The organism is Saccharomonospora halophila 8 (genome assembly GCF_000383775.1).
GTDB lineage: Bacteria > Actinomycetota > Actinomycetes > Mycobacteriales > Pseudonocardiaceae > Saccharomonospora > Saccharomonospora halophila.
Map to the genome: position 1 here is coordinate 82,709 of NZ_KB912564.1, position 4,508 is coordinate 87,216.

At 72.0% G+C, this 4,508-nt stretch carries 4 protein-coding genes; 1 reads left to right on the forward strand and 3 read right to left on the reverse strand.

Annotated elements, in window-relative coordinates:
• The 3 genes from SACHA_RS0114155 to SACHA_RS0114165 form a co-directional block, all read right to left on the reverse strand.
• Positions 1-1,278 (reverse strand): glycerol-3-phosphate dehydrogenase/oxidase (locus SACHA_RS0114155; RefSeq protein ID WP_019810840.1); only part of this gene is annotated, 1,278 nt, incomplete at its 3' end.
• 22 nt (positions 1,279-1,300) lie between these two features.
• The gene (gene glpK, locus SACHA_RS0114160; protein WP_019810841.1) at positions 1,301-2,818 is read right to left on the reverse strand and encodes a glycerol kinase GlpK; all 1,518 of its coding nucleotides are present in this window, start codon (positions 2,816-2,818) and stop codon (positions 1,301-1,303) included.
• An 18-nt stretch (positions 2,819-2,836) separates the two neighbouring features.
• Positions 2,837-3,655 (reverse strand): MIP/aquaporin family protein, encoded by an 819-nt coding sequence (locus tag SACHA_RS0114165; protein ID WP_019810842.1) that lies wholly within the window; start codon positions 3,653-3,655, stop codon positions 2,837-2,839.
• 224 nt (positions 3,656-3,879) lie between these two features.
• Here SACHA_RS0114165 and SACHA_RS22195 point away from each other — a divergent pair.
• Positions 3,880-4,508: IclR family transcriptional regulator (locus tag SACHA_RS22195; RefSeq protein ID WP_039739150.1), on the forward strand; the 629-nt coding region annotated here is incomplete at its 3' end.

A 4,508-nucleotide genomic window follows, 5' to 3' on the forward strand; every position in this document is an offset into this window, starting at 1 on the left:
GTCGTGGGGCAGCTCCGGCGCCGCGGTGCCGAGCACGTGCTCGACGGCGTCCGGCCTGGCCGCGCCGGGCAGCGGGGTGATGCCGGTGTCGGGTCGTGCCCGCGGGAGTCTCGGGGACAGGTGCGCCAGGATCGTGCGCCCGATGTCGCGGAACGTCGTCCACTTTCCACCCGCGATGCTGACCATGCCGCCACGGCCGACGCTGACGACGGTCTCCCGCTTGGCGTGCCGGGTGTCGCCGTCGCCGCCGGGGAGCACCCGCAGCCCGGAGAACGAGTAGACCACGTCGCTGCGGCGCAGGTGTTCCTGCCCGATCGACAGCCCCGCCTCGCCGAGGATCTGGTCGACGTCGGCATTTGAGGGCCGCAGCGCCGCCGGGTCACCCGTGTACTCCTCGTCGGTGGTGCCCACCAGCAGCCGGTCCTCCCACGGGATCGCGAACGACACCCGGCCACCGTCGAGCGGGGTGGTCACGGCCGCGTCCCACCGGCCGTGCCTGCGCAGCACGAGGTGCGTGCCCTTGGACAGGCGCATGCTGGGCCGCGCGGCAGGGTCCTCCATCCGCCGCAGGTGGTCGACCCACGGGCCCGCGGCGTTGACGACCACCGCGGCGTCGATCCCGAACTCCGTGCCCTCCGTGCCGTCCCGGACGTCCACACCGGACACGGCACCGTCGACGGTGCGCAGGCCGAGCACCTCGGCGTGGTTGAGCAGCACGGCGCCGGACCCGGTGGCGGCCCGCGCGGTGGTGACCGCGAGCCTCGCGTCGTTCATCTGGTGGTCGTGATAGAGCCCGCACGCCGAGAGACTCCCGTCCCGCAGTGCGGGAACGTACTCGCGTGCGCGTCCCGGCGGGAGGAGCCTGCCGACACCGTCGGCGAACCCGGACAGGGCGGTGTAGGCGAGCATGCCCGCCCCGATGGTCGCGGGCCCGTGCGGGCCGCCACGACGCAACGCCACCAGGAAGGGCAGCGGCCGCACGTGGTGCGGTGCGACGGTCGTGCCGAGCGCCCGCCGCTCCCGGTGGTTCTCGCGGACCAGCTTGATGTTGCCCCTCGCCAGGTAGCGCAGCCCGCCGTGTACGAGCTTGGACGACGCGCTCGACGTGGCCGAGGCGAAATCGCCCTTGTCGACCAACGCGACGCGCAACCCGGCCCTGGCCGCCTCCCACGCGGTGGAAAGGCCGACGATTCCGCCACCGACGACCAGCACGTCGAAGCGGCCGGTGCTGAGCAGGGCCCGCGTGCGGGCCCGCTGCTCGCTGAGTTGTTCGCGCACAGTGACGTTCCTCCGCTTTCGCTCAGTCGGCGTCGATCCAGCCGACGGTCCGGGACACCGCCTTCTGCCACCCCGCGTACCCGGTGGCACGCTGTTCGTCCGTCCAGCCCGGTTCCCACCGCTGGTCCTCCTGCCAGTTCCGTTCCAGCTCGTCGGTGGAGTTCCAGAACCCGACCGACAGGCCGGCGGCGTAGGCGGCGCCCAGCGCGGTGGTTTCGGCGACCACCGGACGCGACACCGGGACGCCGAGGATGTCGGCCTGCAGCTGCATGCACAGCCTGTTGCCGGTGACCCCGCCGTCGACGCGCAGCACCCCGAGCTCCACGCCCGAGTCGGCGGTCATGGCCTCGACCACGTCCCTCGTCTGGTAGCAGATCGCCTCCAGGGTCGCCCGCGCGACGTGGGCGTTGGTGCTGTACCGGGACAGGCCGAGCAGGGCTCCCCGCGCGTCGGACCGCCAGTACGGGGCGAACAGGCCGGAGAACGCCGGGACGAAGTAGACCCCGCCGTTGTCGGACACCTGTGCCGCCAGCGACTCGCTCTGCGCGGCGCCGCTGATGATGCCCAGCTGGTCGCGCAGCCACTGCACGGCCGAGCCGGTCACCGCGATCGACCCTTCCAGCGCGTACACGGGTTTCGCGGCACCGAACTGGTAGGCGAGCGTGGTGAGCAGCCCGTGCTCGGAACGGACGAGCTCGTGCCCGGTGTTGAGCAGCAGGAAGTTTCCGGTGCCGTAGGTGTTCTTGGCCTCGCCGGGGCGGAAACACAGCTGGCCGACGGTGGCGGCCTGCTGGTCGCCCAGCACGCCCGCCAGCTGCACCTCACCCTGGAACGGGCCCTTGGCCCTGGTGACACCGTGGAGCGCGGAGTCTCCCGACGGCCGGATCCGCGGCAGCATCCGCCTCGGAATGTCGAAGAAGGACAGCAGTTCGTCGTCCCAGTCCAGGGTCTCGAGGTCCATCAGCATGGTGCGACTGGCGTTGGTGACGTCCGTGACGTGCACCCCGCCGTCGACTCCCCCGGTCAGGTGCCACAGCAGCCAGGTGTCCATCGTGCCGAACACCGCGTCGCCCGCCTCGGCCGCGGCGCGGACACCGTCGACGTTGTCGAGGATCCACTGGAGCTTGCCCGCGGAGAAGTATGTCGCCGGAGGCAGACCCGCCTTGCGGCGGATGACGTCACCACGGCCGTCCGCGTCCAGCGCGGCGGCGATCCGGTCGGTCCGGGTGTCCTGCCAGACGAGGGCGTTACCGTACGGGCGGCCGGTGTGCCGGTTCCACACGACGGTGGTCTCCCGCTGGTTGGTGATGCCCACCGCGGCCAGGTCGGCGGCCCGCAGGCCCGTCTTCGTGAGCGCGGTCTCGATCACCGCGCGGGTGCGTTCCCAAACCTCGGTCGGGTTGTGCTCGACCCAGCCGGGCCGCGGCATGATCTGCTCGTGCTCCAGCTGATGACGCGCGACCTCGTTGCCGTCGTGGTCGAACACCATGAACCGGGTGCTGGTCGTGCCCTGGTCGATCGCGCCGATGTAGCTGCTCAATGTCGTCACCCTTCCTGGTCAGACCCGGGCCGCGACGGCGTCGGGAACGTGGTCCGGCTCGGGTTCCGCCGGGGGGAGGAACCGGCCGACGAGCAGCCGGTAGAGCCCGGCGCCGAGCACGCCACCGAGGAGCGGGCCGACGAGGGGCACCCAGAAGTACAGGTGGCCGTGCTGGTCCAGCCACGCGGTGTCGTAGCCGGTGAGGTACGAGGCGAGGCGGGGGCCGAAGTCGCGGGCGGGGTTGATCGCGTACCCGGCGTTGGTGCCCCAGGCCATACCGATACCGACGACGCAACCGCCCACGAGCAGCGGTGCCATCCACGGCGGCGGGTTCACGTTGCGCGCATGGGTGATGGCGCACACGACGAACAGCAGGATCGCGGTGCCGATGATCTGGTCGCGCAGGGCACCGAGGTCGCCCACCGGCAGCTCCCCGTTGCCCGGCAACGTGGAGAACACGCCCTGCGTCTTGATCGTGTGCCCGGGGTCGGCCGCGGCGAGGACCTCCGAGTAGTTCCACCGCACCAGCAACGCGCCCACGAACGCACCCGCGGTCTGCGCGAGCGCGTAGGGCAGGACCTTGCGCCAGGGAAACTCGCGGAACACGGCCAGCGCCACGGTGACGGCGGGGTTGATGTGGCCGCCGCTGATCCGCGCGGACACCAGCACACCGAGCACCACGCCGAGCCCCCAGGCCCAGGCGATACTGTTGTGGTCACCGATCCCCGCCGCGACCACCTGCGCCACGACCCCGGCCCCGAACAGGATCAGGATCATGGTTCCGGCGAACTCGGCCGCGAGTTCACCGGCGAGCCCGCGTGCCTTGAGACGCTCCATTGCCACCTCCGGAAAAGCCGTCGTCCCGCGCCATCGCGGAACGGCGGTGACGTTAGGAACGGCCTCCGGTACCGACAACGCCGACCATTCGACATGGCCGAACGGCATGCCGCCGGAGGTGTGGCCCGCGCGCCGAGACGCGCAGGCGGGCGCGATCCGGGCCGTTCGACAATGCCGAATACCCGAGTTCCGAAGGAGGTTCTAACCCTCTAGAGTTTCCCCCCATGCCCGGGTCCATCCAGTCGATCGAACGCGCCGCCGCGGTCCTGCGGTTGCTGGCGCGTGGCTCCGCCCGGATCGCGCTCGCCGACATCGCGACCGGCCTCGGGCTGGCGAAGGCCACGACCCACGGGCTCCTGCGCACGCTGCAGGGCGTGGGTTTCGTGGAGCAGGACCCCGCCACCGGCAAGTACCAGCTGGCCGAGGCCGTGCGCGGCCTCGGCCCCGGTTACCTCGACGGGAACGAGCTGCGCTCGCGGGCCAGCAACTGGGCCGACGCGCTGGCCGCCTCCAGCGGCGAGGCGGTCCGCCTCGGCGTACCCGACGAGGATGCCACCGTGCTGGTGGTGCACCATGTCTTCCGCCCCGACGACACGCAGCAGTCGCTCGACGTGGGTGCGCACCAGCCGATGCACGCCACGGCGCTGGGCAAGGTGCTGCTCGCCTTCGACGCGGACCTGGCCTCCGCCGTGCTGGCCGGCACGCCCGAGGCCTACACCCGGCGGACACTCACCACCGCGCACGCACTGGCACCCGAATTGGCCGGGGTCCGCCGGTCGGGGTGGGCCGCCGAGGCGGAAGAGTTCGTGCCGGGTGAGGCCGGGCTCGCCGCGCCGGTGCGGTCGTTCGGCGG

Bases quoted from the DNA above. Each gene is read 5' to 3' on its own strand.
- SACHA_RS0114165 (WP_019810842.1), bottom strand. From the start codon at position 3,655: ATGGAGCGTCTCAAGGCACGCGGGCTCGCCGGTGAACTCGCGGCCGAG.